General features: G+C 73.5%; 23 protein-coding genes. 11 read left to right on the top strand and 12 right to left on the bottom strand.

Going from position 1 to position 24,954, the window contains the following annotated elements; all coding sequences use genetic code 11:
* Window positions 1-189: 189 nt before the first annotated feature.
* The 3 genes from J5Y04_RS17900 (at window position 190) to J5Y04_RS17890 (ending at window position 2,673) form a co-directional block, all read left to right on the top strand.
* On the top strand, window positions 190-942 hold the full coding sequence (locus J5Y04_RS17900; RefSeq protein ID WP_148643228.1) for a GPP34 family phosphoprotein: 753 nt from the start codon (window positions 190-192) through the stop codon (window positions 940-942).
* Between the two features lie 661 nt (window positions 943-1,603).
* Entirely contained in the window at window positions 1,604-2,467 is an 864-nt protein-coding gene (locus J5Y04_RS17895) for a helix-turn-helix transcriptional regulator (protein ID WP_148643229.1), read from the top strand.
* Window positions 2,464-2,673 carry a DUF397 domain-containing protein gene (locus J5Y04_RS17890; protein WP_148643230.1) on the top strand — a complete coding sequence of 70 codons (210 nt, stop codon included), beginning with the start codon at window positions 2,464-2,466 and terminating at the stop codon, window positions 2,671-2,673. Before J5Y04_RS17895 ends, J5Y04_RS17890 begins: the two co-directional genes overlap by 4 nt.
* Window positions 2,674-2,857: 184 nt before the next feature.
* Here J5Y04_RS17890 and J5Y04_RS17885 read toward each other — a convergent pair whose 3' ends face one another.
* The 3 genes from J5Y04_RS17885 to J5Y04_RS17875 all read right to left on the bottom strand — a co-directional run bounded on the left by J5Y04_RS17885 (window position 2,858) and on the right by J5Y04_RS17875 (window position 7,340).
* Complete coding sequence (locus tag J5Y04_RS17885; RefSeq protein WP_209413027.1) at window positions 2,858-3,973, bottom strand: ADP-ribosylglycohydrolase family protein; 1,116 nt, start codon at window positions 3,971-3,973, stop codon at window positions 2,858-2,860.
* 308 nt (window positions 3,974-4,281) lie between these two features.
* Entirely contained in the window at window positions 4,282-4,662 is a 381-nt protein-coding gene (locus tag J5Y04_RS17880) for a hypothetical protein (protein ID WP_209413026.1), read from the bottom strand.
* Between the two features lie 104 nt (window positions 4,663-4,766).
* On the bottom strand, window positions 4,767-7,340 hold the full coding sequence (locus J5Y04_RS17875; RefSeq protein WP_209413025.1) for a bifunctional FO biosynthesis protein CofGH: 2,574 nt from the start codon (window positions 7,338-7,340) through the stop codon (window positions 4,767-4,769).
* A 181-nt stretch (window positions 7,341-7,521) separates the two neighbouring features.
* Between J5Y04_RS17875 and J5Y04_RS17865 the strand changes: the two genes are divergently transcribed.
* The 3 genes from J5Y04_RS17865 to J5Y04_RS17855 all read left to right on the top strand — a co-directional run bounded on the left by J5Y04_RS17865 (window position 7,522) and on the right by J5Y04_RS17855 (window position 10,840).
* Window positions 7,522-8,787 carry a DUF2092 domain-containing protein gene (locus tag J5Y04_RS17865; protein WP_209413024.1) on the top strand — a complete coding sequence of 422 codons (1,266 nt, stop codon included), beginning with the start codon at window positions 7,522-7,524 and terminating at the stop codon, window positions 8,785-8,787.
* Window positions 8,788-9,036: 249 nt separating this feature from the next.
* Window positions 9,037-9,969, top strand: a complete 933-nt coding sequence (locus J5Y04_RS17860; protein ID WP_307853166.1) for an ABC transporter ATP-binding protein — start codon at window positions 9,037-9,039, stop codon at window positions 9,967-9,969.
* Complete coding sequence (locus J5Y04_RS17855; RefSeq protein WP_209413022.1) at window positions 9,956-10,840, top strand: ABC transporter permease; 885 nt, start codon at window positions 9,956-9,958, stop codon at window positions 10,838-10,840. The genes J5Y04_RS17860 and J5Y04_RS17855 overlap by 14 nt, the downstream gene beginning before the upstream one ends.
* Window positions 10,841-10,961: 121 nt before the next feature.
* On the opposite strand, the gene rarD is transcribed toward J5Y04_RS17855, so the two are convergent.
* Complete coding sequence (gene rarD / locus J5Y04_RS17850; RefSeq protein WP_209413021.1) at window positions 10,962-11,987, bottom strand: EamA family transporter RarD; 1,026 nt, start codon at window positions 11,985-11,987, stop codon at window positions 10,962-10,964.
* Window positions 11,988-12,144: 157 nt separating this feature from the next.
* The gene (locus J5Y04_RS17845; RefSeq protein WP_209413020.1) at window positions 12,145-13,005 is read right to left on the bottom strand and encodes an SDR family oxidoreductase; all 861 of its coding nucleotides are present in this window, start codon (window positions 13,003-13,005) and stop codon (window positions 12,145-12,147) included.
* Between the two features lie 109 nt (window positions 13,006-13,114).
* Here J5Y04_RS17845 and J5Y04_RS17840 point away from each other — a divergent pair, with 109 nt between their 5' ends.
* Window positions 13,115-13,507: a helix-turn-helix domain-containing protein gene (locus J5Y04_RS17840; protein WP_209413079.1), complete on the top strand. Its 393-nt coding sequence runs from the start codon at window positions 13,115-13,117 to the stop codon at window positions 13,505-13,507.
* A 316-nt stretch (window positions 13,508-13,823) separates the two neighbouring features.
* On the opposite strand, the gene J5Y04_RS17835 is transcribed toward J5Y04_RS17840, so the two are convergent.
* Complete coding sequence (locus J5Y04_RS17835; RefSeq protein WP_209413019.1) at window positions 13,824-14,597, bottom strand: TetR/AcrR family transcriptional regulator; 774 nt, start codon at window positions 14,595-14,597, stop codon at window positions 13,824-13,826.
* A 40-nt stretch (window positions 14,598-14,637) separates the two neighbouring features.
* Here J5Y04_RS17835 and J5Y04_RS17830 point away from each other — a divergent pair, with 40 nt between their 5' ends.
* The 3 genes from J5Y04_RS17830 to J5Y04_RS17820 all read left to right on the top strand — a co-directional run bounded on the left by J5Y04_RS17830 (window position 14,638) and on the right by J5Y04_RS17820 (window position 16,502).
* Window positions 14,638-14,916, top strand: a complete 279-nt coding sequence (locus J5Y04_RS17830) for a DUF6011 domain-containing protein (protein WP_209413087.1) — start codon at window positions 14,638-14,640, stop codon at window positions 14,914-14,916.
* A 170-nt stretch (window positions 14,917-15,086) separates the two neighbouring features.
* Window positions 15,087-15,590 (top strand): SigE family RNA polymerase sigma factor, encoded by a 504-nt coding sequence (locus J5Y04_RS17825; protein WP_307853165.1) that lies wholly within the window; start codon window positions 15,087-15,089, stop codon window positions 15,588-15,590.
* An 84-nt stretch (window positions 15,591-15,674) separates the two neighbouring features.
* Complete coding sequence (locus J5Y04_RS17820) at window positions 15,675-16,502, top strand: hypothetical protein (protein WP_209413018.1); 828 nt, start codon at window positions 15,675-15,677, stop codon at window positions 16,500-16,502.
* Window positions 16,503-16,718: 216 nt separating this feature from the next.
* Here the strand turns inward: J5Y04_RS17820 and J5Y04_RS17815 are convergent, their stop codons facing one another.
* From J5Y04_RS17815 to J5Y04_RS17800, 4 genes are all read right to left on the bottom strand, one after another.
* Window positions 16,719-17,636: a hypothetical protein gene (locus J5Y04_RS17815; protein WP_209413017.1), complete on the bottom strand. Its 918-nt coding sequence runs from the start codon at window positions 17,634-17,636 to the stop codon at window positions 16,719-16,721.
* A 145-nt stretch (window positions 17,637-17,781) separates the two neighbouring features.
* Window positions 17,782-21,720: an amino acid adenylation domain-containing protein gene (locus tag J5Y04_RS17810; protein ID WP_209413016.1), complete on the bottom strand. Its 3,939-nt coding sequence runs from the start codon at window positions 21,718-21,720 to the stop codon at window positions 17,782-17,784.
* A gap of 233 nt (window positions 21,721-21,953) precedes the next feature.
* The gene (locus J5Y04_RS17805) at window positions 21,954-22,538 is read right to left on the bottom strand and encodes a hypothetical protein (protein WP_209413015.1); all 585 of its coding nucleotides are present in this window, start codon (window positions 22,536-22,538) and stop codon (window positions 21,954-21,956) included.
* 134 nt (window positions 22,539-22,672) lie between these two features.
* Window positions 22,673-23,518, bottom strand: coding sequence for an NAD(P)H-binding protein (locus J5Y04_RS17800; RefSeq protein ID WP_209413014.1), 846 nt, complete (start codon window positions 23,516-23,518; stop codon window positions 22,673-22,675).
* A gap of 99 nt (window positions 23,519-23,617) precedes the next feature.
* On the opposite strand from J5Y04_RS17800, the gene J5Y04_RS17795 reads away from it, so the two are divergent.
* Complete coding sequence (locus J5Y04_RS17795; protein ID WP_245204958.1) at window positions 23,618-24,040, top strand: pentapeptide repeat-containing protein; 423 nt, start codon at window positions 23,618-23,620, stop codon at window positions 24,038-24,040.
* Between the two features lie 66 nt (window positions 24,041-24,106).
* Here the strand turns inward: J5Y04_RS17795 and J5Y04_RS17790 are convergent, their stop codons facing one another.
* The gene (locus tag J5Y04_RS17790) at window positions 24,107-24,454 is read right to left on the bottom strand and encodes a hypothetical protein (protein ID WP_209413012.1); all 348 of its coding nucleotides are present in this window, start codon (window positions 24,452-24,454) and stop codon (window positions 24,107-24,109) included.
* Window positions 24,455-24,516: 62 nt separating this feature from the next.
* The coding region (locus tag J5Y04_RS17785; RefSeq protein ID WP_209413011.1) for an IS5 family transposase at window positions 24,517-24,954 on the bottom strand (438 nt) is incomplete at its 5' end.

Here is a 24,954-nt window from a genome sequence, read left to right as displayed (position 1 = left end):
CCGCCCACACCCCGCCCGACCGGCGGTTATTGCCGCCGCACGGCCGCACCGCGGCCCGTTCACCGGTCAGACGCCGGGCCTGGCGCCGCCGGTTCCCCGCCTCGTACGCAAGGTCACGATTCGGAGGCGTACTCGACAAGCCCGTGTGAGAGGCGTCACGCTGTTTCCCATCCACGCGGGGAGGCTTGGATGGGCAAGAGCCGCAGAACTATTCCCGAGGAACTCTTGCTGCTCGCCTTGGACCCGACCACGGGTACCACGGCGCAGCCGCAGACCCTCGACCTCGGACTTGCCGGGGCGCAGCTCGTCGAGCTGTCCCTGGCCGGACGGATCGTCCCGGAGGGCGACCGGATCGCCGTCGTGCTGCCAAGGCCGACCGGCGACCCGACACTGGACCACGCACTGGAGTTGCTGCGCCGACGCGGCAGTCCGGTCCGTGCCGCGCACTGGATCGGCGGGCCCCGGCTGGGGCTGCGGCAGACCTATCTGGCGCACCTGGAGAGGTGCGGCATGGTCACGGCCGTGCCGGGCCAGGTGTGCGGGGTGCTGCCGACGACGCGCTACCAGGCGTCCGACGACTGCACCAACGCCGCGATCAAACAGCGGCTGGACACCGCGATCCGCACCGGCGTGCCGCCGGACCCGCGGACCGCGGCGCTCGCCGCCCTGGCCCACTCGGTGGGCCTGGGCAAGCATCTGTACCCGGGCAACGAGGGCCGGTCCTCACGGTCGCGACTGCGCGACCTGATCCGGTACGACCCGCTCGGCGGGATGGTCGCGCACGCCGTGATGGACGTGCAGAACGGCCTTCCGTCGCAGCAGAACCGTTCACCCCAGGGAGGCAGCGGCACCCCTGCCGCCGCAGGCCGCCCCGGTCAGCGGGCGTCGGGCCGCGGCGGGGCCGCCGGCCGGGTCGTGGCGCCCCGCGTGGGCGTGCGCTGACACCGACCGGAACGAACGGGCGACACCGCAGGACCCGCGCCCGGGTCCTGCACAGCAGGATCCGCACCACATGACACGCACGGCTGGGCCCGCACCGCATGACACGCACGGCTGGGTCCGCACAGCTGGACCCGCACCGCAGGGCACGCACCGCAGGGCCCGTGCCACAGGCCGGGCCCGCACCACGGCACCGCAGCACGCACGGCACGGCACGGCAGCACGCGGCACGGCGCTCGCCGCACCGCTCACGCCGCCACCCGGCGGCGAGCAACCAGCAGCACGGAGGGGCGGTCGCCCGCGACGGAAGTCGCCGGGCGGCCGCCCCTCCGCCGTCCCCGGAGTCCGGCCGGACCGCTCCACGGAGCCGGGACCGGACCGCCCCGGCACGTGCCACCAGCACTTGTGCGGGCGTCGGCGGCGCCCGCACCACCACCGCAGAAGTACCGGATCGAGCCGCAGAGCCGCCTTACCACTCGTGGGTGCCCGCTGTCTCGCCGAAGCGCTTTTCCGATGATCTGTTCTACTGCGCTCCTGCGATTACCCGGCGCCGACCTGATCCAAGGTGACATGCTGCTCCAAGTCAGGGGGGTTGGTCCCAATTTCCACAGTGTTCCGAGGACTGCCGTTCCAACGATCACCAGAGGTCCGGCCGGAGGTCGACGTGTCCGCGAACATCAATCCCACCGTCCGTCGCAGGCGCCTGGGCTCCGAACTGCGCAAGCTGCGCGAGGGCCTGGCCATGACGGCGGAGGAGGTGGCCGGCCGGCTGATGGTCTCCCAGTCGAAGATCAGCCGGCTGGAGAACGGACGCCGCAGCATCAGCCAGCGCGACGTCCGCGACCTCTGCGACGTCTACAACGTGACCGACGAGGCGATGCGCGCCAGCCTGATGGAGATGGCCCGGGAGTCGCGGCAGCGCGGCTGGTGGCACGACTTCAACGACATGCCCACCCCCTACAGCGTCTACATCGGCCTGGAGGCCGAGGCCTCCTCGATCCGCGCCTACGAGTCCTCGTTCGTCCCCGGCCTGCTCCAGACCGAGCAGTACGCCCAGGCCGTGGTCGAGGGCACCCAGCCGGACACCGACGCGCTCGCCGTCCAGCGCCGGGTGCAGGTCCGGATGAAGCGCCAGGACCGCGTCAACGGCGAGAACCAGCTCGGCAGCCTCTGGACCGTCATAGACGAGGCGGTGCTGCGCCGCGAGGTCGGCAGCAAGGCCGTGATGGCCGATCAGCTGAAGCACATGCTGGAGCTGAGCCAGCGCCCCAACATCACCATCCAGGTGATCCCCTTCGAGCACGGCGCCCACCCCGGTATGACCGGGACATTCTCCCTGCTGGAGTTCCCGGAGTCAGCCGATTCCACGGTTGTCTACTTCGAAGGGGTGACGAGCGATCTCTACCTGGAGAAGGACGCGGACGTGCGCCGCTATACCAGTCTTTACGACCACCTGCGGGCGGCTGCGCTCGGGGTGGCCGAGAGCCGGTCACTGATAGCCAACATTGAAGAGGGATACCACGCATGAGCACCACCTTCGAGAACGGGACCGCCTGGCGCAAGAGCAGTCACAGTGGCGGCAACGGCGCCTGTGTGGAGATCGCCACGCCGGCCGCGGACGCTGTGGCGGTCCGGGACTCCAAGGATCCGCAGGGCCCTCAGCTGCACTTCTCCGCCGAGGCCTGGACGGCGTTCGCGTCCGCCGCCGGAGCAGGGGCGTTCGGCGACCTCTGATCCGCGTCCACCGTTCTCGACCGGCTGCCCGTGGCGGAGCCCGTCGCCTCCCCCGGCGGCGGACACCACCACGGGCAGCCGCGCGTCCGGGACACTCGACGCACCCGGGGCGTTCGAGGAAGCCAGTGCGGCCGAGGCGACCAGTGCAGCTCGGGCGACCAGTGCGGCCCAGGCGGCCGGACGATCAGCGCAGCACGGGGTAGCGCGCGGACCAGGCGGCGCCCTCCGCGGTGTCCGGGCCGTGCAGCTCGGACCCGTGCATCAGCTCCAGGACGAAGTCGTCGGCCAGCTCCAGCAGCGCCCCGCGCCCCTCCAGACCGGCCACCAGGCCGGGCGGCAGCGCGGTGTCCCCGTGCAGCACCCCGAGCAGGTTGCCGCAGATCGCGCCGGTGGAGTCGCTGTCCCCCGAGTGGTTCACCGCCAGCAGCAGGCCCGAGCGGATGTCGTGGGCGACCAGCGCGCAGTAGAGCCCGATCGCCAGCGCCTCCTCGGCGACCCAGCCCTCCCCCAGCGCCTCGACCCGCTCCGCGGACGGCTCCCCGGCCCGGACCGCGTCCAGCGCCGCCCGCAGCGCCGCCGTGGTCTCCTCGTGCGCCGGCCGCTCGGAGAGCAGTGCCAACGCCAGGTGGACGCCCTCCTCCAGGGTCCCGCCGCGGGCCGCGGTCTGGACGATCACCGCCAGCGCGCCGGCCGAGAGGTAGCCGGTGGGGTGGCCGTGGGTCAGCACCGAGCACTCCACCGCCAGCTGGAACACCAGGCTCGGCTCCCAGGTGGTGAGCAGCCCGAACGGCGCGGCCCGCATCACCGTGCCGCAGCCCTTGGAGTGCGGGTTCTTGGGCGCGTCCAGGGTGCCGAGGCGCTCGGCGTCCGGCCCGGAGAGGCCGGAGAGGCAGGCCTGGCCGGGGGCGCGCTGGGCGTACAGCCACTCCTCGCGGCCGAGCCAGCCGAGGTCGGCCCGCCGCTCGTCCGGACCCCAGTCCCGCTGGGTGGCGGACCAGCGCAGGTAGGCGAGGTGGAGGTCGGTGGGCGGGTGCCAGCTGCCGGTGTCCCGGCGGATGTGGGCGCGGATCAGCCCGTCGACGGTGAAGAGCACCATCTGGGTGTCGTCGGTGACCGCGCCGAGTCGCCCGTACGCGGGGACGTAGCCGGTGACGCCCTGCGGGCCGTGCACCGCCCGGATCTTCTCCAGCGACTCGAACTCGATGCCCGCGCCGAGCGCGTCACCGATCGCGCCGCCGAGCAGACAGCCCCGCACCCGGCTGCGGAAGTCCTGCTGCTGTGCGCGTGACCAGAGTGGCATCACGACGGGGCGCCTTTCGTCCGGGGAGCGGCGGCGCGACGGAAGCCGGTCGCGCGCCCTCGCACTGTATTCGAATGGCTGAACAAGTCGAGGGGTTCCCCGGAACACCAGTCTTCAACAGAATGTTGCTGCCGCGCCACGCGCCCGCCCCGGACCACCACCCCGCACTCCCCACCGTCCGGGGCCATGACCATCTCCCGCACCCGCCTGGCCACCGCACTCGCCCTGACCGGCGCGAGGGGCCGCCGAAGCGGGCCGACGGGCCGAGGCCGTCGAAGAGGGGCTGCCCGAGCGGGACAGCCGGGCCGTCACTCGCAGGTGTTGCCCCAGGTGTGGGGGCCGGACAGCACGTCCACGGCGTTGAACACCTCGCCGACGGCGAACAGCCCGGCGGCCACGGCCAGTACGCCCCCGGCGACCAGCAGGAGCGGACTCCGCGAGGACCGCACCGCGACCCACCCGGCCGCGACCGCGCCCGCGGCGCTCAGCAGGGGCGCCATCACCGCCGCGGCGACCGCCGGCCCGGCCAGGCTCCCCACCTTGGCGCAGTGCTGGAGCGGTCCCCCGATCTCACGGTGGTAGACGTCCCCCGCGTACGCCGCGAAGCCCCAGCCCAGCACCCCGGCGACCACCACCGCCGCGAGCACGCCCCACCGGCCGTTGCCGCCTCTGACCGCTGCCGTCCCCACCGCGTCCCCCGATCGTCGTGGCGGCCCGAGGCCCGGACCGCCACGACAGGGACGCCGGTTCCGGCGGTCCGGTTCCGGGACCGCCCGCCGGGCCGGCCCTCGGTTCAGTCGAGCACCGGCAGCAGCTCCGGCAGGTGTCCGTCCGAGGCCAGGGCCGCGGCCTGCCGCTCGGCGGGGACCTCGCCGTAGGTGGTGGTGCGCTGCCGGTGCGGCCGGCCCGCCGCCTCGGCGATCGCCTGGAGGTCCCGGACGGACTTGTAACTCCCGTACGCCGAACCGGCCATCCGCGAGATGGTCTCCTCCATCAGCGTGCCGCCCAGGTCGTTGGCGCCCGAGCGGAGCATCTCGGCCGCGCCCTCGGCCCCCAGCTTCACCCAGCTGGTCTGGATGTTGGGGATGTGCGGGTGCAGCAGCAGCCGGGCCATCGCCACCACCGCGCGGTTGTCCCGGGCGGTCGGCCCGGGCCGGGAGATGCCGGCCAGGTAGACCGGCGCGTTGGTGTGGATGAACGGCAGCGTCACGAACTCGGTGAAGCCGCCGGTCCGTTGCTGGATCCCGGCGAGCAGCCGCAGGTGCCCGAGCCAGTGCGCCGGGGTGTCCACGTGCCCGTACATCATGGTGGACGAGGAGCGGATGCCCAGCTCGTGCGCGGTGGTGACCACCTCGACCCAGGTGGCGGCCGGCAGCTTGCCCTTGGTGAGCACCCAGCGGACGTCGTCGTCCAGGATCTCGGCGGCGGTGCCCGGAATGGTGTCCAGGCCGGACGCCTTGGCCTCCTGGAGCCAGTCGCGGATGGAGAGCCCGGTCCGGGTAGCCCCGTTGACGACCTCCATCGGCGAGAAGGCGTGCACGTGGATGCCGGGAACCCGCTCCTTCACCGCCCGCGCGATGTCGAAGTAGGCGGTGCCGGGGAGGTCCGGGTGGATGCCGCCCTGCATGCAGACCTCGGTGGCGCCGACCTCCCAGGCCTGCGCGGCCCGGTCGGCCACCTGCTCCAGCGAGAGGGTGTACGCGTCCGCGTCGGTGCGGCGCTGGGCGAACGCGCAGAACCGGCAGCCGGTGTAGCAGACGTTGGTGAAGTTGATGTTCCGGGTGACGCAGTAGGTGACGTCGTCGCCGACCGCCGAGCGGCGCACGTCGTCGGCGATCCGGCAGAGCGCGTCCAGCGCCGGGCCGTCCGCGTGGAACAGGGCCAGCGCCTGGTCGTCGGTCAGCCTCACCGGGTCGTCGGCGGCCACCGCCAGGGCCTCCCGCAGGTCGCCGGCCAGCCGCTCGGGCGCGCCCTTGGCGAGCACCTGCTCGCGCAGCACCTCCCAGTCGCCGTAGACGTCCTCGAAGTCGGCCCGGCGGTCGCCGGTGCGGCCCTCGGAGTCGATGGCGGTGTGCAGGTCGGTCCGCCCGTACGAGGCCGGGAGGTCCTCCGGCTCCTGCCAGGGGAGCCCCCGGACGACCGCGTCCGGGCGGGCCAGGCCGGTCTCCGGGTCGGACAGCGCGCGGACGTGCGGCAGCACCCGCGGGTCCAGCCAGGGCTCGCCGTTGCGGACGTACTCGGGGTAGACGGCGAGGCGCTCGCGCAGCTCGAAACCGGCCGCCGCCGACTGCTCCGCCAGCCGGTCGATCTGCGGCCAGGGGCGCTCGGGGTTCACGTGGTCGGGCGTCAGCGGCGAGACCCCGCCCCAGTCGTCGATGCCGGCGCCGATCAGCCGCCGGTACTCGCCGTCCACCAGGTTCGGCGGCGCCTGGAGACAGGCCGACGGGCCCATGATGTGCCGGGCCACGGCGACGGTGGCGACCAGCTCGTCCAGCTCCGCGTCCGGCATGCCGCGCATCGCCGTGTCCGGCTTGGCGCGGAAGTTCTGCAGGATCAGCTCCTGGATGCCGTGGTAGGCCCGGGAGATCCGGCGCAGCGCGAACAGCGACTCCGCGCGCTCCTCGTAGGTCTCGCCGATGCCGATCAGCAGCCCGCTGGTGAAGGGGACGGAGCTGCGCCCGGCGTCCTCCAGCACCCGCAGCCTGACGGCCGGCTCCTTGTCGGGCGAGCCGTGGTGCGGGCCGCCGGGCTCGCTCCACAGACGGGTGGCGGTGGTCTCCAGCATCATTCCCATGGACGCCGAGACCGGCTTGAGCCGCTGGAAGTCCGTCCAGCTCAGCACCCCGGGGTTGAGGTGCGGCAGCAGGCCGGTCTCCTCCAGGATGCGGATCGACATCGCCCGGACGTACGCGATGGTGTCGTCGTAGCCGTGCGCGTCCAGCCACTCGCGGGCCTCGGGCCAGCGGTCCTCCGGCTTGTCACCGAGGGTGATCAGGGCTTCCTTGCAGCCGAGTTCGGCCCCGCGCCGGGCCACGTCCAGCACCTCGTCCGGGGACATGAACATCCCGTGCCCGGCCCGGCGCAGCTTGCCGGGGACGGTGGCGAAGGTGCAGTAGTGGCACTTGTCGCGGCAGAGCCGGGTGAGCGGGATGAAGACGCTCTTGGAGTAGGTGATGACACCGGCCCGGCCCGCCGCCTCCAGGCCCGCGTCGCGCACCCGGGCCGCGCTCGAACAGAGGTCCAGGAGGTCGTCGCCCCTGGCTTGGAGCAGGACCGCCGCCTCGGCCGCGTCCAGCGCGACACCGTCCCGGGCACGGCGCAGGGCGCGCCGCATCGCGTTCGCAGTCGGGGTGTTGGTTGCATCCATGGCGCGACCCTACGCCAGTTCTCGTACATCCGGAGGAGACAACCCTGAGGACGCATCAGGGTCGGCTGCGCCCGGAGGGCGACCCCTATCTGGCCCTGGAGGGCGATGACCCCGGCCGCCCGGCGCCGTGTAATGGAGGTGCAGAGGAAGTCGGTCACGGCTACGGAGGGGTAGGACACTCATGACGGACGACAGGGCGGCCGAGCGCGACGGGGAGGGCGCCGCGGTGCCGTACCGGGCCGGGCGGCGCACCGCGGTGCGGGTGGCGGTGCCGGTGGCGGTGGCGGCGGTGATCGCCGCGGGCGTGGGCCTGGTGCCGGCGCTCGCGGCCGACTCCCCGCCGGACCTGCCGGCGCTGACGGCGGAACAGGTGGTGGCGAAGGCGCTCGGCTCGCAGGCGCAGACGCTCTCGGGCACGGTCTCGGTCTCCGCGGACCTCGGGGTGCCGAGCGAGCTCCTCGGGGCCGGCGCCGGCCTCACGGCCGGTGGCGGAGGGGTCGGCTCGGGCGGTACCGGCGGCTCGAAGCCGTCCGCGGCCTCGCCGGAGGCCAAGCTGACGCAGCTGCTCGGCGGCGAGCACACCCTGCGGGTCGCCGTGGACGGCCCCGACCGCCAGCGGATCGGCCTGATCCAGCAGCTGGCCGGGTACGAGCTGGTCCACAACGGCGACCAGGTCTGGGCCTGGGACAGCACCAGCAACGAGGCCGTCCACCTGACGGCCCCGCAGGGCTCCCGTCCCGACGGGCTCGGCGGTGACGGGCACGGCGGCAAGCCGCCGCTGACCCAGGTGCCGGCCACCCCGCAGGAGGCCGCCCGCCAGTTCCTCGCGGCGGGCGCGGGCAGCACCACCGTCACCGTGGACGGCACGGCGACCGTCGCCGGGCAGAAGGCGTACCAGCTCAGCCTGAAGCCCACCCGGTCCGGCTCGACCATCGGCGAGGTGCGGATCGCGGTGGCCGCCGACAACGGCGTGCCGCTCGCGGTGCTGGTCAAGGGCACCGACGGCGGCAAGGTGTTCGACGTCCACTTCACCGAGGTGTCGTTCGCCAAGCCGGCCGCCAAGACCTTCGACTTCGCGGTGCCCAAGGGCGCCAAGGTGACGGAGCAGAAGGCTGGCGACGCCGGGAAGGCCCCGTCCCGGGAGGAGGCGGAGAAGGCCGCCGCCGGGCTGAACGTGGTCGGCGACGGCTGGACGGCCGTGCTGAGCGGCAAGCTGCCCACCGGCGACGTCTCCGTCCCGGCCGAGGGCGCGAAGGGCAGGCACGGCAAGGGCGGCGAGGCCCGGGTGCAGAACCCGCTGGCGCTGGTGAAGTCGCTCGGCAAGCCGGTCGAGGGCGGCTCGCTGATCAGCACCAAGGTGCTGAACGTGCTGGTCACCGACGACGGCCGGGTCTTCGCGGGCGCGGTGACGCTGCCGGTGCTGCAGAGTGCGGCCGGGGTGAAGTAAGTGACCCAGGCTCCTGTAACGGGGGACGTTACGGAGCCGGCCGGGGGCCGGGGCGCGGCTGCGCGCCCGGCCCCCGTGGCCGTTCCCGATGCTCCCGCCGTCTCCTCCGCTCCCTCCGCCTCCAGCGCCTCCTCCGCCTCCGCCGTTTCCTCCGCTTCTGCCGTTTCCTCCACTTCTGCCGCCTCCGCCGCGTCCACCGCGTCCGGCTCGGCCGGCTCGGCCGGTGGGCCGGTCTCCGGGTCCGACTACGTGATCAGGACCAGTGGCCTGACCAAGCGGTTCCGCGGCGGCCAGCTCGCCGTGGACGGGCTGGACCTGACGGTCCCGCGGGGCTCGGTCTTCGGCTTCCTCGGCCCCAACGGCTCCGGCAAGACCACCACCATCCGGATGCTGATGGGTCTGATCGCGCCCACCGCGGGCGTGGCCACCGTGCTCGGCGAACCGATGCCGCAGTCCGTCGGCACGGTGCTGCCCCGGGTCGGCGCGCTGATCGAGGGCCCTGCGCTGTACGGCTTCCTCTCCGGCCGGGACAACCTGGCCCGGTTCGACGCGGCCGATCCGACCGCCGACCCGCGCACCCGCCGGCAACGGGTGGCCGAGGCCCTGGAGCGGGTCGGCCTGACGGCCGCCGCGGGCAAGAAGGCCCGGGCCTACTCGCTGGGCATGAAGCAGCGGCTCGGACTCGCCTCGGCGCTGCTCCAGCCCCGCGAGCTGCTGGTGCTCGACGAGCCGACCAACGGCCTCGACCCGCAGGGCATGCGGGAGATCCGGGCCCTCGTCCGGGAGGTCGCGGCCGAGGGCACGACGGTCTTCCTCTCCTCGCACCTGCTGGACGAGATCGAGCAGGTCTGCACCCACGCCGCGGTGATGTCGCGCGGCCGGCTGCTGGTGCAGGGCACCGTCGCCGAACTGGCCGCCCGGGCGCAGGGCCGGCTGGTGGTCCGCACACCGGACGTGGCGCAGGCCGCCGAGGTGCTGGCCGCACACCACGTCGCCGGACTGCAGAAGGGCGAAGGCCGGGTGGACGGCGGGCTGGACGCGCCGGCCGACGACGTCCTGCCCGGGATCTGTGCGGCACTGGTCGCGGCCGGGGTGCGGGTGCACGGCTTCGGTGTGGAACGGGGCACGTTGGAGGACGCCTTCGTGGCGCTGACCGGGGAGGGATTCGATGTCGCAGGCTGAGGCGACGGGGGTGGTGACCCCCCGGGCGGCCGGGCGCCGGCCGCAGACGGCGGCCGGGTTCCTCGCGCTGTTCCGCAGCGAACTGCTGCTGACCTTCCGCCGGGTGCGGACCATGGTGCTGCTCGGCATCCTGGCCGTGCTGCCGGTCCTGATCGGCGTGGTCGTCAAGATCGAGACGGACGGCCCGAGCAGGGGCGAGGGCCCGGCGTTCATCGCCCAGGTGACGCAGAACGGCCTGTTCCTGGTCTTCACCGCGCTCGCGGTGTCGCTGCCGGTCTTCCTTCCGATGACCGTCGGCGTGGTCGCCGGGGACTCGGTGGCCGGCGAGTCGGCCGGCGGAACGCTGCGCTACCTGCTGGTCGCACCGGCCGGGCGGACCAGGCTGCTGGCCGCCAAGTTCACCGCCGGGCTGGCGTTCTGCCTGGCCGCGACCCTGACCGTCGCCCTGGCGGCGCTGGCCACCGGCGCGGCGCTGTTCCCGATGGGAGAGGTCACGCTGGTCTCCGGGGAGACCATCGGGGTCGGCCCGGCCCTGCTGCGGGCGGTGCTGGTCGCCGTCGTGGTGGCCGCCTCGCTGGCCGGGCTGGTCGCGATCGGGCTCTTCATCTCGACGCTCACCGGCAGCGGCATCGCGGCGATGGCCGCCACCGTCGGCCTGGTGATCACCGTCCAGATCCTGGACAGCTTCCCGCAGCTGCACGCGATCCAGCCGTTCCTCTTCGCCCACCACTGGCTGAGCTTCGGGGACCTGCTGCGCGAACCGATGTACTGGGACAACGTGCTGAAGAACCTGGGGCTCCAGGGTGCGTACGTCGCGGTCTTCGGTTCGGCGGCGTGGTCCCGTTTCACGAGCCGGGACATCACGGCCTGAGGGCCCACCACCGGTCGGCAGGGTGCCACCGGCCGGCGGGCGACGGGGTGTCACCGGCCGGTCGGCGGGCGGGCAGTCGGCAGTCGGCAGTCGCCGCCGGGGCGGCACCGGCGCGCCGGTGTCAGCGGGCGGTGGCGGTGGCTTCGGCCGGGGCCGTGGCGTCGGCCGGGGCCGTGGCGTCGGCCGGGGCCGTGGCGTCGGCCGGGGCCGTCCGGGCCAGGGCGGCCGCCCGCTCCACGCGGTCGGCCCGTACCCGGCGCAGCGCGTCCCAGGTGAGCAGCGCCAGCGCCGCCCAGACCAGGGCGAAGCCGGCCCAGCGGGCGGGCGGCATGGACTCGTGGAAGACCGCGACGCCGATCAGGAACTGGAACACCGGCGCCAGGTACTGCAGCAGCCCGAGCACGGTGAGCGGCACCCGGACGGCCGCCGCGCCGAAGAAGAGCAGCGGGATCGCGGTGATCACCCCGCTGAGCATCAGCAGCCCCGAGTGCCCCCAGCCGTACGAACCGGCCACGGTGTGCCCGAAGGTGCCGCGGCCGCTGACCTCCAGGTAGATCAGGTAGCCGAGGGCGAAGGGGAACATGAAGGCGCTCTCGGCCGCCAGGCTCTCCAGCCCGCTCAGCCCGACCTTCTTCTTCAGCAGCCCGTAGGTGGCGAAGGAGAACGCCAGGGTCAGCGCGATCCACGGCAGCCGGCCGTACCCGACCGTCAGCACCACCACGGCGAGGGCTCCGACCCCGACGGCCGCCCACTGCGCGGGCCGCAGCCGCTCCTTCAGCATCAGCACGCCGAACCCGATGGTGACCAGCGGGTTGATGAAGTAGCCGAGGCTGGTCTCCACGACGTGCCCGGCGTTGACGCCCCAGATGTAGACGCCCCAGTTGACCGAGATCACGGCGGCGGCCCCGCCCAGCATCGCGAGGCGGCGCGGCTGGCGCAGCAGCGGGCGTATCCAGCCCCAGTGCCGCTGGACCAGCAGCAGCAGCGCCACGGAGACCAGCGACCAGACCATCCGGTTGGCCAGGATGTCGTCGGCGGCGCCGGGCTCCAGCAGCGGCCAGAACAGGGGGAAGAGCCCCCAGATCCCGTACGCGGCCATGCCGAACCAGAGCCCTCTGCCGGCCTCCTGCTGGGTTGTCTCTGGCATTGACGGCCTGCCCTCCGCGCGCACGTGTGTCGAGGCGACGGTAGCGGGCGAAGGGCAGGATGTCATCTCCGTATTCGGTTTTTGGTCATGACAGGGGCGGACCGGGGACCGCGGAACGGGCGGACCGGGAGCCGCCGGGACGGGCGGTCCGGGGCCCTCAGGCGCTCAGCGCGGCGCGCACGCTCTCGGCCAGCGGGCCGGTCGGACGGCCGATCAGCCGGGCCAGGTCGCCGGGGGTGCCGGCCAGCTCGCCGCGCGCGATGCCCGCGTCCACGTCCACCAGGGCCTCGGCGAAGGCCTCCGGCAGGCCCGCGCCGACCAGCACCTCGCGGTGCTCGGCCGGGGTCACCTCGCGGTGCTCGACCGGCCGGCCCGAGACCCGCGCCAGCTCGGCGGCCAGCTCCGGCAGGCTCCACGCGGCGTCGCCGCTCAGCTCGTACACGGTGTCCGCGTGACCGCTCACGTCGCCCTCGCCGAGCAGCACCGCGACCGCGGCGTCGGCGTAGTCGCTGCGCGGGGCACTGGCCACCCGGCCCTCGCCCGCACTGCCGATCACGACGCCGCGGGCCACCGTGCCGGCGGCGTCGCCCAGGTAGTTCTCGGTGTACCAGCCGTTGCGGAGGAAGGAGTAGGGGACGCCGGACTCGCGGATCGCCGCCTCGGTCGCCTTGTGCTCGTCCGCGAGCCGGAACGTGGCCGCACCCGGCGCGCTGGTGTACGCGAGCAGCGCGACCCCGGCGGCACGTGCCGCCTCGACCACCGCGGTGTGCTGCGGGATCCGGCGGCCGACCTCGCTGCCCGAGATCAGCAGCACGCGGTCACCCGCAGCGAAGGCACCGGCCAGGCTCTCCGGGCGGTCGTAGTCGACCTCGCGAACGGTCACGCCTCGGGCGGCCAGGTCGGCGGCCTTCGCGGCGGAGCGGACGGCGACCGCCACCTCGCCCGCGGGGACCTTGGCCAGCAGGCCCTCGACGACCAGGCGGCCGAGCTGTCCAGTGGCTCCGGTGACGACGTACATGGTGTGCTCCCTCGTGGTTGGTGTCCTTGTTGACCTCGCAACTAACCCTAGGGACAGCACTAACTATCCGAAAGTACGCACTTCAAAGTAGGGTACTGACATGGAGGTAATGAGCAAGGCCAAGCCCGTCGGCGAACTGCCCCCGCCGGACGTCTTCGACCGCATGTGCCCCTCGCGCGGGGTACTGGAACACGTCACCACCCGCTGGGGCGTCCTGGTGCTCGGGGCGCTGAACGAGCGCGGCTACCGCTTCAGCGAGCTGCGACGCAGGGTCGCGGGGGTGAGCGAGAAGATGCTCGCGCAGACCCTCCAGACCCTGGAGCGCGACGGCTTCGTGCTGCGCGAGGCCCATCCGGTCATCCCGCCCCGGGTCGACTACAGCCTCACCCCGCTGGGCCGGGAGGCCGCGCAGCTGGTCGCCGCACTCGCCCACTGGTCCGAGGCGCGCGTGCCCGCCGTGCTGACGGCCCGCGCCGAGTACGACGCCCGGCCGGGCCGCTGAGGAGGCGCCCCGCGGGCGACCGGGCGGGGCAGGCCGCCGACGGGACGCCCCTCGGGAGGCACCGCGGAAGGCGCCGCGCGGGAGGTCGGCCCCGGGAGTTCGGACGAGCGGCCGGACGAGCGGGCGAGCAGGCGTTTTATGCAGACCGGTCTACCTATGTAGACCGGTCTGCATATACCGATCGGTCTACAGATTCACTCGCGCCGCGGACGCACGCAGCGGGCTCGCGCGCCGGGCACCAGCCCACGCCCCAGGCACAGCCCACGCCGCAGGCCCAGCGGGCACACCGCACACAGAAATATGCAGACCGGTCGACTTATTCGCCCCGCGCCGCGATCAGCGCCGCGAAGCCGTCCAGCACCCGGGCGAGGCCGAACGCGTACGCGTGATCCGGGCTGTAGGCGCCGCCGTGGGCCTCGCCGGCCGCGGCGCCGACGCGAGCGGCGACCGGGTAGCGCTCGGGGTCGAACACGCGGGCCAGCAGGTCGGCATTGGCGGCCCACCACTGCGCATCGCTCATCGCGCTGTCCTGCTCGGCGGCACGCTCGTCGGCCGCCATCAGGGCACAGGTCCGCACGAAACCCAGCAGGTGGGTGAGGGCCGAGTCCAGCTCGACGTCCGGCAGGCCGGTCCCCTCCAGGGCCCGCAGCTCGTACTCGTACTTGGCCATCACCCCCGGCCCCAACGGCGGACGGCTGGTGGACACGCCCGCCACCCAGGGGTGCGCCCGGTGGAGCGCACGGTTGTCGTCGGCCACGGCGGTGACCCGGGCGCGCCAGCCCTCGTCGGCGGGGGCGGTACGCGGCATGGTCGCGTAGACGGTGTCCAGCATCAGGTCCAGCAGCTCGGCCTTGCCCGGCACGTAGGTGTAGAGCGCCATCGGGGAGACGCCGAGCTCCTGGGCGACGCGCCGCATGGTCACGGCATCCACGCCCTCGGCATCGGCCAGTGCGATCGCCACGGCGGCGATCTCCGCCGGCGACTTCGCCTGTCGTGGCCCCCGCCGACCCGGCTTCTCCTCCGCCGACACGCCCCAGAGCAGCGCCAGTGTGCGCGCCGGGTCTCCTGCACTGCTGCGCTCACTCGCCATGGGGAGATCCTTTCACGCCCCCGCCCACTACCGTCGGCCCATGACCACCCCCGACCCCGGCCCGGCGACCGCCCCGGCGGCCGACCCCGCGGCCGGCCCCACGACCAGCCCCGCGACCGGCCTCACCCCCGAACCACTCCCCGGCACCGACGCGCCGGAGGTGCTGCGCCCCCGGGTCACCTGCCGCCGCTGCCACCGGCCGCTGCACGATCCCGAGTCCCGGATGCTGCGCCTCGGCCCGGAGTGCCGGGACCCGTCCGAGCGCGTGGCCCGCCACGAGGTGGAGCAGGACACGCTGCCGGGGATGGACGGCCCCTGAGGCAACCGCCTCCCCACCGGGAACCCCGAAGTCCACCGAGATTCCTGAAGTCCGCCGGGAACCCCGAAGTCCACCCGGAACCCCGAAGTGACGTGCGCCACATCCGGAAACGCGCGATGAGGGCGGCCGCATGTAGGAGGGACGACAGGAAAGCAGGAAAGGACGTCTCGGTGGGGGAAGCACCTGCGGGTTACCTGGAGTTCGCGCATGCCGCCGGCGGCCGGCTGTTCCGCACGGCGTGCCTGCTCACCGGGGACTGGCACCAGGCCGAGGACCTGGTGCAGGAGACGCTCGCCAAGATGTACCGGTCCTGGCGGAAGATCAACCACGACCGGCCGCCGGTGGCCTACGCGCACACCGTCCTGGTCCGAACGTACCTGGCGCAACGTCGGCGGCTGAGCTTCTGGGAGCGCGTCAGCGACCGGCTGGACGACACGGCCGAGGCCCGTGCCGACCAGGCCGACCTGCGGCTGACGCTCCTGGACGGGCTGGCGCGCCTGTCCGCCGCCGACCGGGCCGTGCTGGTGCTGCGTTACTGGGAGGACCGGTCGGTCGAGGAGACCGCGCAGATCCTCAAGATTCCTCCCACGACCGTCCGCACCCGTAGCCTGCGTGCGCTGCGCAGGCTGCGCGGGCTGCTCGGCGACGAGCTGGCCGACGTGTCGGCGGGTTAGCCCCGCGCTCCTGCCGAGCCGCCGCCCCTGGTGGGCCGAGGCGGCGGTACCCCTTGGATGAACTTGGATGAACGGAGTCATCCCGTGTCCGCGGACGAGAAGCTGGAACATGAGTTGGGACGCGCCATGGCCCACGGCCTGGACCGCGCGGCGGCCCGGTTCGCGCCGCCCCCGCACGATCTGGTGCTGCGGTCGGCGGAGCGGGGCGAGCGCCGGCACCGCCGGGCCCGGGCCGCGCGGTTGACGGGTGTGGTGGCGTTCGTGGCGGTCCTGGGCGTCGGCGCCGCCCTGTTGCACGGCGCCGACCGGACGCCCCCGACCCCGGTGCAGCAGGCCGCCCAGTCCTCCACCCCCGCCCAGCCCTCCACCCTCGCCCAGCCCTCCGCCGGCGCGTCGCCCTCCAGCGGCGCCCCGTCCGCCACCGACGCACCCCCGGCTGCGAAGCCGTCCGACCTCCGGGCGCTGCTGGTCACGATGCTTTCCGGCCGGGGGAAGGCGACCGGGGGCTCGGAGAACGGCCCCGAGTACGCCACCGCACTGCTCGACGACGGCCGGGGCAAGGGGCTGGTCACGATCACCGTGCAGAGCGGGGTGACGGACCAGGTGAAGGACCGCATGAACTGCGACCGTGCGCCGGTGGGGTGCCAGACGGTGACCACGGCCGACGGCACCGTCGTGAAGTCCTACGAGGCGTCGGCCGGCGCGACCGGCGAGGTCCGGTGCAACACGGTCGACACGCTGCGCCCGAACGGCAGCCGGGTGGTGGCCGGCGCCTGCGACGCGGCCTCCGACCTGGGCCCGCGGACCCGGACCAAGCCGGTGCTCGACCTCGAAGGGGTGAAGGCCGTCGCGTTGGATCCGCGCTGGGTGTCCGGCCCCGGAGGCTCGTCGGCCGGGCCCGGGCGGCACTGACCGGACGCCCTCCCCCGCGTGGGCCGCGCCCCCGGCCTCGCCGGCCGCTGCGACCAGGGCGGTGGGACCAGGGCGGCGCGACCAGGGCGGTGTGGCCAGGCGGTGCGACCCAGGCGGTGCGACCCAGGCTGCTCCAACTCACCGGAGCCCCAGGCCAACGCGACCAGGCCGCTGCGGCTCCGGGGCCACCCGGCCGGCGCAACCGGCCCGGTGCGGCTAACCGACCAGGCGCCGGCGCCAGTCCAGCGGGGTGACGGTGATGGCCCGGCCGGGGTCGCGGTCCCACTCGGTGCGGAGGCCGACGGCTTCGACGGCGGCCACGACCTCCTCGCCGACGGCCCTGGTGGTCCCGGACGAGCCGTCGAAGCCCCCGTAGAGCAGCATCAGTCCGTGGCCGGCCGCGGCGGAGTCCGTGCACTGGCTGTGGAAGTAGACGAAGCCGCGGGCGTCGGGCCCGCCTTCGGCGCCGATCTCGGCCTCGCCACAGCTGCGACAGCAGGTGAAGTTCTCGCGGGCGGTGATGCCGGCCTCCTGGAGGGCGGCGAACGCGCGGCTGAGCCGCTCGGGGTCGGTCTCGCCCTGCCAGGCGGCCTGTTCCGCGACGCGCTCCAGCCAGAGCCGGTCGGCCAGCACCCGCGCCTGCTCGCGCGAGACGGGCCGGCGGTCGCCGGAGACGAGGTACTCCTCGGCGTGCTCGGCCAGTTGGTCACGGGAGGCATAGCCACCGGCCAGCATCTCGCGGACGCTCTTCTCCAGTTCCCCGCGCTCGTCCTCGTCCAGGTCGAGCGGCGGCACCTCAGGGGTGGGGCCCAGGTCCAGCGGCGACCAGACCAGGCCGGTGTCCCAGCCGTCCTCCTGGCGGGCCCAGCCGGTCAGCGCCGCGATCACGGCCTCGGAGCCTTCGACCCTGGTCTCGAAGTGCCGGTCGGCGCCCCCGTCGCGGTGCTCCAGCGTGAAGACACCGTCGGCCTCCTCCCAGACCTGGGCGAAGACGTCGGGAAGGTCCGGGACGCGCTGGAGCACCAGGAACCGGTCACCGTTGCCGTCGAGCCGCCGGACCAGCCCGGCCAGCTCCTCGGCGGTCACGCGGACCTGCCGGCCCGGCTTCTCCGTCTTCACCGCGATCTCAAGCATGCGCAGACTCTGGCACACCCGTCCGACAGGAGACCTCCCGGGAAGGGCCGCGCCCCGGCCTCGCCGGGCCGCGGCCTCACGCAGAAGGGCGGCGACCGGCACCGTGCGGTGCAGGGCGTCGCCCTTCTGCCGGACCGGCGGAGGCCTAGCGGTTGCGGATCGCCGCCGCCAGTTCGCCGATGCCGTGCTCCTTCAGCACGCCGTAGTGGTCTCCGGCCAGTTCGACCACGGTCGGCGGGCGCGCGGACCAGCCGGTGTGCCCGTCGATGAACGAGTAGTCGTCCCCCGAGGCCTTGAAGACGGTCACCGGCGCGTCCAGCCGCCGCTCGGCCAGCTCACGGAAGGTGTACTCGAACTCGTAGGTCTCGCCCACGATTCGGGTGATCCGCCGGATCATCTCCTCGTCCAGCTCCGGGAGGAGACGATGGACGAAGGCCACGAAGCCGTCCTCGTCCTCCACTTCGGCCAGGCAGCGCTCCAGTTCGGGGCTCCTGACGGCACTGGCGAAGACGGAGAACAGGATCGTCAGGTACGCCGGGTTGCGGTACGACGCCTCCCGCCCGTAGCGCCGGCCGTCGGCCTGGCGGACCTTCGGGTTGGCCGGGCAGATCAGCAGCACCTCCGTCACCCGCTCCCCGGCGCTCTCCAACTGCCAGGCCGCCTCGAACGCGACCCGGGCGCCGAAGGAGTAGCCCCAGAGCGTGTACGGCCCCTCGGGCTGCACCCGCCGGATCTCGGCGACGTCGGCGGCGGCCATCTCCCGGATGGTCGGGTACGGCTCCTCGCCGGCGTTGATGCCGTGTGCCTGGATCCCGTAGAACGCGCGCCCGTCGCCCGCCTCGCGTCCCAGCAGGCGCAGGTTCATCGGGTAGCCGCCGAGGCCCGGCCAGCAGAACACCGGACGGTCCGCGCTGCCGGGGTGCAGCGGCACCAACCGCGAGCTCGGCCCGCCGGCCCCGTCGCCGCCCGCCCGGGCGCCCTCCACGGCGCCCTCGATCCGCGCGGCCAGGTCGGCCAGCTTGGGGTGTTCGAACACCACCTGGAGCGGCAGCCGGGCGCCGAACTCCCGGTTGATCCGGTTGACCAGCGCCACGGCGATCAGTGAGTTGCCGCCGGCGGCGAAGAACTCGTCCTCCACCGAGACCACGGCCGAACCCTCCGCCGCACCCTCCGGCGAGCCCTCCACCGCACCCTCCGGTGACCGCGCCGGCGAGGCGTTCTCGTTCTCGTACTTCAGCGCCCTGCCCCACGCCTGCGCGAGCCACCGCTCGTAGCGCGTCGCGGGAGCCACGTACGCGCTCCTGCCACCCGCCCGGGCGACGGCGTCGGAGCAGCCGGCCAGGGCCTTGGTGTCGACCTTCCCGTTCGCCGTCAGCGGCAGCGAGTCCAGCACCAGCACCCGGTTCGGGAGCATGTACTCGGGCAGGAAGGTCGCCAGTTCGTCCTTGATGATCTCGGCCGGCCCCTTCATGTGGACGGCGTCCTCGCGCATGCCCTCGCTGCGGATCTGCTCCTCGCTGACCTTGCCGCCGACGAAGAAGTACGACGGCCCGGTGGCTATGCCGCAGGCGTCCAGGATCGCGTCGATCCGCCGCGCGGCCGGCAGCGGATGGCCGGTCCGGGAGCTGTAGCCGGAGGACATGAACCCCAGGGCGAGGCCGTTGCGCTGGAGGTGGTGCAGCTTGGTGCCCAGGTCGATGTACTCCAGCCACGGCCGGTCGGCCCGGCTGACGGCGGTGATGCCGAAGGCGGCCCGGTCGTACGCGCCCTGGTTGATCGCGATCACGTGCCGCGACTGCACCAGCTCGTCCGACACGTGCACCAACTCTCCCTTCACGTAGCGGTACTGGCCGGCCGGCAGGCCTTCGACCCGGCCGGGGTGGGCCTGGACGAACAGCTCGACGGTGTCCGGCCGCGGCGCGGCGCCGCCGCCCCGGATCGCGAAGGTGCCCAGGTAGTGGTCCTCCTCCGCGACGTCCAGGCGGTCCTTGACGGAGGTGTCGAGGCCGAGCGGGTGGACGGCCAGGCCGTACGCCGGCAGCACCTCCTCGAAGACGCCCAGCATGTGCCCGGTCTCGAACTCCAGGACCTCCTGGATGTTGTTGCTGTAGACCGGCTCGATCGCCCTCCTCTTGCCGGAGAAGTGCACCGAGAGGTACGCCTCGGCGCGCTCCTCGGCCGGGCCGATCCGCACCAGGGTGTGGTCGACCGGGTGGTAGTAGTACAGGCCGGCGTCGAGGCCGTCCAGGCCGCCGGTCTCCAGGTAGAGCTGCGTCGCGTACAGCGCGCCGGGCGAGGCGTACGCGTACTTGGGCAGCAGCCGCTCCTCACTGTGGAACTGTCCGAACCACCGCAGGATCCGGCCGAGTTCGGGGAAGGTCAGCCGGTCGAGCCGGCGGGCGTAGGTGTCGGCCGGGCGCGGGGCGAGCAGCCTGCGCAGATCGTCCCGGGTGACGGGCCCTCCCTCGTAGAAGCGGTAGGTCTTGCGGGCGTACGTCTCGCGCCGCTGGAGGCCGGACTCCCGTTTGCCGGGCAGCTCCACCACCGGCCGCCCGCGCAACTCCCCGGCTTCCCGCAGGCCCGGGTCGGACAGCTGGGCCTTCACCTGGAGCCGGCTCGCCTTGGACTGGTGGTGGCGGCCGTGGTTGCCCTGGTCCATCAGGGCCGCCTCCCGGGGGTTCAGCTCGACGCACGCCACCAGGCTCTGGTGGCCGGTGCGTTCGTCGTCGGTGACGACCGCCGCCGCCCGTCTGACCCAGGTGTGCTCCTCGATGGCGACGGCGATCTCGTCCAGCTCCACGCGGTGACCGCGGAGCTTGACCTGGTTGTCGGCCCGGCCGGCGAACTGGATGGTGCCGTCCTCGTTCCAGTACGTCAGGTCGCCCGTCCGGTAGAGCCGCTCGGTCGGGATGAACGGGGAGGGGATGAAGCGCTCGACGGTCAGCTCGGGCCGGTGCAGGTACCCGCGCGCCAGCTGGACCCCGCCGATGTACAGCTCGCCGGTCGTCCCGACGCCCACCGGCGCCAGGTCCCCGTCCAGGATGAAGCAGTGGGTGTTGTCGACCGGTCGCCCGATCGGGACGGTGCCCGCGCCGTCGCCGATCGCCTCCGGGTCCACCACATGGGCGGTCGCGTTGATGGTGCACTCGGTGGGCCCGTAGAGGTTGACCAGCGAGGCCCACGGCAGTTGGCCGGAGAACGAGCGGGCGAGCCGCTGCGAGAGCGCCTCGCCGCCGGAGAACACCCGGGTGAGGCTGGTGCACCCGGCGAACCCCTCGGTGTCCAGCAGCGCCTGGAGCAGGGTCGGCACGCACTGCAGCGCCGTCACCCCGTGCCGCCGGACGGTGGCGATCAGGGCCTCCGGGTCCCGGTACACGCCGGGCGCACCCATGACGACCCGGGCCCCGGCCGCCGGGGCCAGGATCTCCCACTGGGCCGCGTCGAAACTCATCGGCGTCTTCTGCAGCACCGCCACGCCCGCGCCCAGGTGGCCGGTGGCGTGCATCCAGCGCAGCTGGGACACGACGCTGCGGTGCTCGATCATCACGCCCTTCGGGCGGCCGGTGCTGCCGGAGGTGTAGATGACGTACGCCAGGGCCTCCGGGCGGGGGCCGGCCGGAGGCGCCTGCGCGCCGTCGGCCGGGGCCTCGGAGGCGGTGACGATCCGGGTGCCCTGCGGGGCCAGGCCGGCCAGGCGGTCCCGCAGGTGGTCCTGGGTGACGATGACCCGGGTGCGGCTGTCCTCGATCATGTAGCGCAGCCGGTCCTCGGGGTAGTCCGGCGAGAGCGGCAGGTAGCCGGCCCCGGCGTGCAGGATGCCCCAGGCGCCGACCATCAGGTCGACGGACGGTTCGACGCACAGGCCGACGCAGTCGTCGGCGCCCGCCCCGAGGCGGTGCAGACGGGCGGCGAGCCGGCCGGCTTCGACGGACAGCTCCCGGTTGGTGAGGCTCCGCTCCTCGTCGACGACCGCGACGGCCTCGGGCCGCGCGTGCACCTGCTGTTCCAGCAGGCCGACCAGCGAGGTGCCCACGGAGGCGCTGCGGGCGTGCGGAACGGTGGGAACGGACCGGGTGGTTTTCATGTGAACCCCTGTGATGTGGACAACTGGGGTCCGGCGGCCTGATCCCCAGACCGCCGGGCCAGGGGTTCAGCGTCGGCCGCCTGTTGTCCCGACCGCATGGGGCACGAGCCGTGACCGCGCCCCGCCGGCGACCGGGACCCGGCACCCGGGCCGGGTGAGGCCCGGGGCCGGGGTACGCCCGGGCCGGTCCCGGGCGGGTGGGGCGAATCCGGGCGGGTGGGGCGTCGCGTCGGCTACCAGCCGCACTCCACCGGCCCGATCGGCTGGAGTCCCGCCTGCCGGGCCAGCCACTCGGCGCGTTCGACGTCACCCTCCCGGAAGTGGATGTACACCGTGTGATCGCTTGCGGGGACTTCGCGGCCCACCCCGTGGCAGTTGAAGACGATCTGGACGTAGGCGTCCTTGTTCCGGACGTCCAGGCCGAGTTCCGGGACGGCCGGCCAGGAGAAGTAGTCCCAGTCGACGTAGGCGGGCCCGGAGCCGATCATGTCGAGGAACCTCTCCTCGATCGACCCGACCGGCTGGTTCTCGATGACGAGCACGACGGGGAGCGCCGCCGACACTCCCTCGTCCCCCGCCACCACCATGCGCCGGACGTCGTCGTGGGACTCGGGCCGGTACGGGTCCTCGGTACAGAGCCTGGCGTCCGGGAAGGCGGCGGCCATGCGCTGCGCCTCGGCCAGGGTCCGTGCCTGTGCCTCCGCACTGATGTTGAACCGGTCCATGGGGATGGCGAGGTCCAGGATCCGCTGGGCCGCCTGATAGGCGCTCCGCAGGTCAGGGGTTCGCAGGACGGGTATGGCGTTCGATGTGCTCACGCCGGAGCAGCGTAGGAGACACCGCTCCCAATGGCACGGGGGTTTCGCCCGGCGAAGTCGGCCGGGACGGCGGCGGTCACGATCACCGTGGGGCGGATCCCGTGTGGGCGGTTCCTGCGTGGGCGGATCCCGTCCTAGCGGAACCCGTCCGTGTGCTCCTGCGCCCACGAGTGGAACGTGCGCGCCGGCCGTCCGGTGATCACTTCCACCGCCGACGTGATCACGTCCGATCCCGGTCGTGTTTCGGCGCTGGCCAACAGGGCCTCGACGAGAGCGGGGGGCCTGCCGTCGGCGAGCATCTGCCGACGGGCGACCTCCACCGGGACCTTCTCGAAACGCGTCGGGCGGTCGATCGCCACCCCGATCGCGTGCACCTGATCGGCCCTGCTGAGCACCTGGGGACCGGTCAGGACGTGCTTCCGGCCCGCGTGCCCGTCGTCGGTGAGCGCGTGCGCCGCCACGGCCGCGACGTCGCGCTCGTGGATCACCGCTGTGGCGGCGATGTCAGGCCCGCGGACGACGTCCGTGGCGCGGATCTGCGCGGCCCACCCCCGCGCGTTGGAGGCGATGGTGTTCGAGCGCAGAACGGTCCACGCCGGGCCGGTTCCTTCGACCAGGCGCTCCATGTCGGCGTGGAGCTGGTTGATCGGGTCGGTCTGGCGCTCGGCGTCGTCGTCCACCCCCGACGACGAGAGATAGACGACGTGGCGAGCGTGCCGCGCGATCGCCTCCAGTACGGCGGGGGCGCCCTCGGTCGTGAGGAACGGCCAGATCAGGAACACGGTGTCGGTCCCGGCCAGCGCCTCCTCCAGCGTGTCCGGCCGGGAGAGGTCCCCGCCCACGACCTCGGCTCCAGCCGGCAGCCCGGCCGTTTCGGGATCACGCGCCAGTGCACGCACGGAGGCACCCCTGGCCAGGAGTTGGACAACGACCTCCCGGCCCACGTTGCCGGTCGCGCCGGTCACGAGAATCTCACCCATGGTCAGGTCAGCCTCGGCCGCGCCCGGGCTATTCCGCGACCGCGCGCCGGGACGCCCCGCCGCCGAGGTGCCCCGCTGCGGGCTGGCACGATGTCCCGCATGAGCCGACCGATGACGCCGAAGGACGAGCTCGCCTCGCGCCGCCTGTACGCGACCCTCCAGCGGGAGTCCTTCGACGGCGCGGACCTCGCGTCGGTACGGCTACGGCCGCTGTGGTTCACGCGGTGCACGTTCCGTGGGACCGATCTCCGCCACGCCACGCTCGACGGCTGCCACTTCAAGCTGTGCGATCTCCGCGGAGCCGATCTGAGCGGCGCCTCGATGAGGGGCGTCATGCTGGCCGGCTGCGACCTGACCGGCGCCGACCTCCGGGCAGCGGACCTGACCGGCGCCCGGCTCGGCCGGGTCCTCACCGGCACTCCGCCCTACGGGCTCACCGACGCCACCGACGTCAGGCTGGAGAAGGCCGTTCTCCGCGGAGTCGAACTCGACCAGGTCATCGGCTGGCCCCTGGCCGGGTAGCCGGCCGACGCCGGCACCCGAGGCTCACGGGCCGATCGGGCCCGTCACGCGACCGCTTGGGATCGATCACCGGTGAGCTCCGGGCCCGGGCCGCGGTCTGGGGTTGAGGCGGGCGGGGTGCCAGGTGGTGTTGCGGCCGGCGCCCTCGCGGTAGGCGATCCGCTGGGCGGCGGTGAGGAGCCGGTACAGGTTGAGGGCCGCGTCGGACTCGTCGGCCTCGTAGCCGAGTTGGTGGATGAAGGCTTCGAGTTGGGGCCAGTCGAAGTCGTCGGGGACGGCGGGGGTGACGTCGCCCCGGGCGTGCGCGTTGAACGCGGCGGCGACGGCGAAGTGGGCGGCAGCCAGGGCGTTGCCGAGGACGTCGATGAGGGCGTCGGCGAGCGGGGGCTGCTGCGGTACGGGCGATTCGGGCATGGAGGTGCCCTTCCGGGAGGGTGGGCGGGGTGGGGCGGGCCGGTTAGGTCCTTTCTTTTGGATCAGCGGGCGGACCAGATGAAGATTCCCGCGATGTGGAGGCCGGCCTGGAAGACGGTGGCCGTCTTCTCGTAGCGGGTGGCCAGGCCGCGCCAGTTCTTCAGGCGGTTGATGCAGCGCTCGACGGTGTTGCGCTGCTTGTAGGCCTCGCGGTCGAAGGCCGGCGGGCGACCGCCTTGCCGGCCTTTGCGCTTGCGGTTGGCGATCTGGTCGGCGGGCTGCGGGATCACTGCCCGGATCCCGCGCCGGCGCAGGTGGTCGCGGATGGCACGCGACGAATAGGCCCGGTCCGCCAGAACCACGAGGGGCCGGGTGCACGGCCGCCCGATCGGCTTGGGAACGCGCAGGGTGGCCATGACGTGCTCGAACGCTGGTGCGTCGCCGGCCTGGCCGGGTGTGAGGTGGAAGCACAGCGGGCGGCAGCGGCTGTCCGCGGCGAG

It is taken from the genome of Kitasatospora sp. RG8, from assembly GCF_017813315.1.
Lineage (GTDB): Bacteria > Actinomycetota > Actinomycetes > Streptomycetales > Streptomycetaceae > Kitasatospora.
The sequence above is the reverse complement of the archived record's forward strand: the minus strand, read 5'-3'. Positions and strand labels throughout refer to the sequence as shown.